The 5,070-nt window shown below is 32.6% G+C and carries 4 protein-coding genes; 3 read left to right on the top strand and 1 reads right to left on the bottom strand.

The genetic code is table 11. The annotated features are described in order from the left end of the window. Positions 1-57: 57 nt before the first annotated feature. From AC3DU7_RS24810 to AC3DU7_RS24800, 3 genes are all read left to right on the top strand, one after another. The gene (locus AC3DU7_RS24810) at positions 58-528 is read left to right on the top strand and encodes a nucleoside deaminase (RefSeq protein WP_488041965.1); all 471 of its coding nucleotides are present in this window, start codon (positions 58-60) and stop codon (positions 526-528) included. Positions 529-1,095: 567 nt separating this feature from the next. Continuing rightward, the gene (locus tag AC3DU7_RS24805) at positions 1,096-1,818 is read left to right on the top strand and encodes a lysophospholipid acyltransferase family protein (RefSeq protein WP_488041964.1); all 723 of its coding nucleotides are present in this window, start codon (positions 1,096-1,098) and stop codon (positions 1,816-1,818) included. A gap of 820 nt (positions 1,819-2,638) precedes the next feature. Next, complete coding sequence (locus AC3DU7_RS24800; protein ID WP_488041963.1) at positions 2,639-3,052, top strand: hypothetical protein; 414 nt, start codon at positions 2,639-2,641, stop codon at positions 3,050-3,052. A 404-nt stretch (positions 3,053-3,456) separates the two neighbouring features. Here the strand turns inward: AC3DU7_RS24800 and AC3DU7_RS24795 are convergent. After that, positions 3,457-5,070: protein kinase domain-containing protein (locus tag AC3DU7_RS24795; RefSeq protein ID WP_488041962.1), on the bottom strand; the 1,614-nt coding region annotated here is incomplete at its 5' end.

Genomic DNA, 5,070 nt, shown 5'->3' with positions numbered 1-5,070 from the left:
ATTGTCTAAGCCCAAGTCCATTACTAAAACCTTGTCAGATTTTACCGGGGGTTTGAGATGATTGACCATCCGAGTTATCTAGTCCATCAGAAGTGGATGAGTCGAGTATTAAAATTGGCCAAAATTGCTGGTAATGAGGGAGAAGTACCAGTTGCAGCTATAATAGTTGACTCAGATGGCAAGTTGATTGCAGAAGCTCAAAACCGACGGCAGCGAGATTTTGACCCTACTGCTCATGCAGAAATATTGGCTTTGCGACAGGCAGGACAAGTTTTGCGAAATTGGCACTTAAATCAATGCACTCTCTACGTTAATCTAGAACCTTGCCCGATGTGTACGGGGGCAATATTGCAGGCAAGAATAGGTTTATTGGTTTATGGAGCAGACGATCCGAAAACTGGCACAATACGAACTGTTGCTAATTTTCCAGATAGTATTTTTTCTAATCATCGTCTGGCTGTTTTAGGAGGAATAATGGAATCTGTTTGTCGTCAAGAATTACAGTCTTGGTTTGCTCGCCTTCGGTAAATAATACCAATTTGATAAATATTGGCTACATTTTCGCATTGCGGGGGAGCAGGGGAGTAGGGGAGTGTGGGAGTAGTAAAAATAAGAATAATTAACAATAACTAGCTAATAATTATCAAAAAATTTATTTAATCTATGTTAATTACTTAATAATTGTACTTCAATTATTAAATAATAATGCTTCAGTGCTTTTTGTAACTATTCTCGGTATCAAGCCAAGATATCTTATGTATTTTAACCCTACTCCTTACTCTCAAGGATATGTAGCAATACTTTTGAAATTTGGTATGACTAACTTTGAAAGTAATGCTAAATCCTGCTGGTAAAACCAATTTTCAATCTTGACTAAATCTTTTTTATTAAGCAGTTACGCTATAAAAATAAAAGGTTTATGAAAACCGTATTGAGTATAAAACAGACACATAAAAATCAAAAAGATTATAACTGAGGTGTTAATTTATATAATAGTTGACAGTAGAATAAGTGTCATTTAAGAATGCCACTAGAGGAGAAATAAAATTTAGCTTAGAGTAAAGAAATCAAGTTAGATGATTGAGCTAAAAAGATATGATAAATCTTGACTTTATTCAAGCTTTTTTAAGGAAAGTACATTCTTCAGTAAATTCCAAACCTTCCAGCATTTCTCCTTGGTTAGCATCTTTGTCTTATTTTTTAGGTCATCACATAGTAATGCCATTTTATTTTTGTAAAGTAAATATTATTGGAAAAGAAAATATTCCTAAAGATGGACCTGTGATTTTAGCTCCCACTCATCGTTCCCGTTGGGATGGGTTAATCATACCTTATGCTACAGGTAGATTAGTGACTGGTCGAGACCTAAGATTTATGGTTAGTATGGATGAAATGAAAGGTTTACAAGGATGGTTGATTAGACATTTGGGCGGGTTTCCTCTTAATCCAAAAAATCCGGCAGTTTCTTGTTTTCGCCATGGAGTAGAATTAATGTTAAAGAGGGAAATGTTAGTGATATTTCCTGAAGGTAAAATTTTCCGCGATCGCCAAGTTCATTCTCTCAAAACAGGATTAGCTAGAATAGGATTACAAGCTGAGTCTTATCAACAAAATCTTGATGTTAAAATAGTACCTATATCTTTGAATTACAATCCCGTTATTCCATGTCGTGGTTGTAATGTTATGGTTCGTATTGGTGTTCCTTTATCTGTAAAAGATTATATTTATGGCTCAGGGAAAAAGCAGGCACAAAACTTAACTATGGATTTAGAAGCAGCACTTAAAAATATAGATGGGCATTCAGCAATTAATAATTAATAATTACCTCTTCTGAAAATGGATAGAATTGAGGAACAAGATTTTTTTGATTTATTTCTTCTTTAAATCACAGGCTATAAACTTCGATAATTTGATAAATAAGATAAGAAATAGGAAGGAATAATAAATATAATTTTTCTCGTCAATTAGAGTGAATAATTAACTTTTATTGTGAGTCTAAAGTTTTTTAATTTTATGACAAAATCAAATATTTTTGGGTAGAAAATATGTAAAATAGTATTGCTTATTTATAGTGATTTTGAACGATTCTCGATTATCCTCAATTTTTAGCACACTTGAAGACTCTAAAAAGTATTATATTATAGAAATCAGGAATGATTTATGACAAATGTATTTTGCATTTTCTGATAACTCAAGGAATTTTTTAATTTAGTCTCTCACATATACAGCAGTTTTGGAGTTGATGAGGTACAAAATTTTAGGACTTTAGGGAGGAGGGAGTAGGGAAAAAAGATTAGCCTTAAAACCGTACCTCACTCTCTTAAAAAGTGCTGTAATTTACGAGAAAGGGAACAATATACTACCACTGTTTTTGTCCTCAAGCAAAATAATTACAATAGACCACCATAACAATGCACTACCACCAAATGTAACTACGTTTAAAGAACTACCAAAAATTGACACTCCTATCTTTTTTGCCTTTTCTGTATTTCTGCACAAATTATAGAAGTTTGCATGGATAGTTAGGAAGAGTTTAATATCTATGGCTATTTATTATTCCCAAAAATTTTAAATTTTGTACTTTATTTAGTCGAAAACTGCTGTAAATTTAAGACTGCTATATGAGGATATTTTGTATATGAAGCCAGTACTAAAAAATTTTATTCCTAACTTTCAATCTAGCCAAATTGTTTGCTTGGAGTATGAAAATACTTGTTTATATGCAGAGGTAATTCAAGTATTAGAAACACGCAAAATGTGTTGGGTTCGTCCTTTGTTATTGAAATTATCTACTTCAGAAGTTAGGAGTGATAATCATCAAAATAATTTAGAAAAATCAAATTTATGGGATTTGCGAGAAGGTGCTGATTTGGTTTGGCCGATATGTTTATTCAGGGAAGCTATTGATACAGAGTTTATGCCACTTTTGACTGAATTAGAATTGCTAGACAGTCAAGAGAAAAATCTGCAAATTTCACATCAAAAGTTACAACATTTCGTGAGGAAAGTTTGGCAGGCTTATCCTGATGTTTTTCCCTTGATGCAAGATTAATATTTGGGATATTTGAGAAGTGATAAATCTAACAATTAATCGATGTTATTTTTCTTGGCTTTTCTATTTAGCTACTAATCCTGATTGAAAGCTTCAATAATTAGGACTTGCTGATTAACTCTCAAAGCATTGACGGATAAAGACAAGTATCTTTGTTAGGTGGAAAAAAGTGTTAGTTTTTCGGTATAAAAGCTCATACATTTTAGTATTTTGGGCAGACAAGGGCAGAAAAATAGTAAGCATTCCGCAGGAAATGCTTACGAAAAATAAAAGGACAATTCTTTCTACTACCGCCTAATTAATTCCCATTTCTCCTGAGTTCTGATATCTAACCTTACCAAAAGATTTATTCAATCTAATGATTTGCATATTTCTGTTTTTTAAAGTAGGAATAATCTCGACTCTCAAATATTACATTTTGCGATTTTTTCTGCTAGATAAGGAGCGCCAAAATTCCTAACATGAGAAGTAGTTTGAAAAGGAAGATGTTCGTAAGGAGCTGAAATTTGATATGTAATATTTTTATATCTTTTATGCTTCTCGCCCCATCCTACTTGCTTGATAAAAATGTCAGCGAGCGCCACATTATAAATTCCTGCTTTACCTCCTACTTCGCTCCAAATTTGTTTTTGAATGCTAAATCCAAATTTACCATCACTATATTTAATCCACAATTGATTAATTTTATCTAGGTCTTTGCAGGGGATATTTTTTATATCTTCTAGATTAAACCAGTCTTCTTTTTTTCGGTCTACAAGTGAAAGTATAATTCTGAGTGTTTCTTGGTCTGCTTCTTGAAATTTATCGGATGATAATAGGTTTTCTAAAGTTGTGTAATCTACTTTTTTTTCTATATAGTTAATAGTTGTTTCGGAAATATCTGGAATATTAGTTTCGGGTAAAGGTTGGGGTTCTTTTTGAGGTTGTGTAGTGGGATGAGGTGTTTGTTGTGAAATAGGAATAGGTTGAAGGGGTAAAGGGCGAGAAATTTTAGGAAATTTAAGATTGGGAGAATAGATATAAGTTACAACAATAAATATGAGTATACCTGTTCCAATTGGTAATATATTTGCTTGTCCTTGATAAATAGTTTTGACAGAATTGTGATAAAGAGGTTTGATACCTGGAATATTTAAGGTAGCCATTTGAGACATAATTGTTCGAGAAACCTGAGACATTTGAGACATCATACTCGGAGGTTTGACTTGAAGTAATGTCAACCATTCGTTTACAGTCTGAGGGCGGTCTTCTGGTTGAATTTCCATTCCTTTAATAATGGCATTATTCAGGCGATCGCTAATTTTTGTATTGATTTTTTTTGGTTCTTCTAATAAGTCTTGTTTACCTAATTTTTTTATCAGTTTGAAAATCAATTTTAAAGCGAAACGGACTTGTTTTGGTAATAGAGTTTTCTGTATTGCTAATTGATGATGATATCTATCTCTAGAGTCAGGTAATTTATAGTTAGTGAGAAGTACATAAAGTGTGGCTGCTAAGGCATAAATATCTGTATATTCTCCTGGTTTATGTTTGCGAAGATATTGTTCTATAGGTGCATAACCATCTGTACAAAATTCGGTGAGGCTGTTGATTTGATTGGGAATAAAGTCACGGGCAATACCAAAATCAATTAAAACTACTTCTTGTGTATTTTTGCGCAATATAATATTTTCTGGTTTGATATCCCGATGGAGGATATTTTTACTGTGAATGGCTGTCAGTGCATTAGAAATTTGTCGAATGTAGTTGAGAGCTTTTTGTTCGGGTAATATTCCTTGTTTATTGATAACATCAGCTAAGTTATCTCCCTCTATAAATTCCATGACAATACAATAGAGATGTTCTTCTTGAAAGGAATGATAAAATTTGACGATATTCTCATGGTGGAATTTTTTTAATTGTTCGGCTTCGTCTCGAAATCGCTTCTGAAATTTACCAAAATTAGTTAGTTTTTGTACTTGATGATTTAAGGTTTTAATAACTACTTTTGTGCCGATATTCTGATTATCCCATGCTAA

The sequence above is a fragment of the Okeania sp. genome (assembly GCF_983059655.1).
Note: the sequence above shows the minus strand (reverse complement) of the source record. Positions and strands in the feature narration are given on the sequence as shown.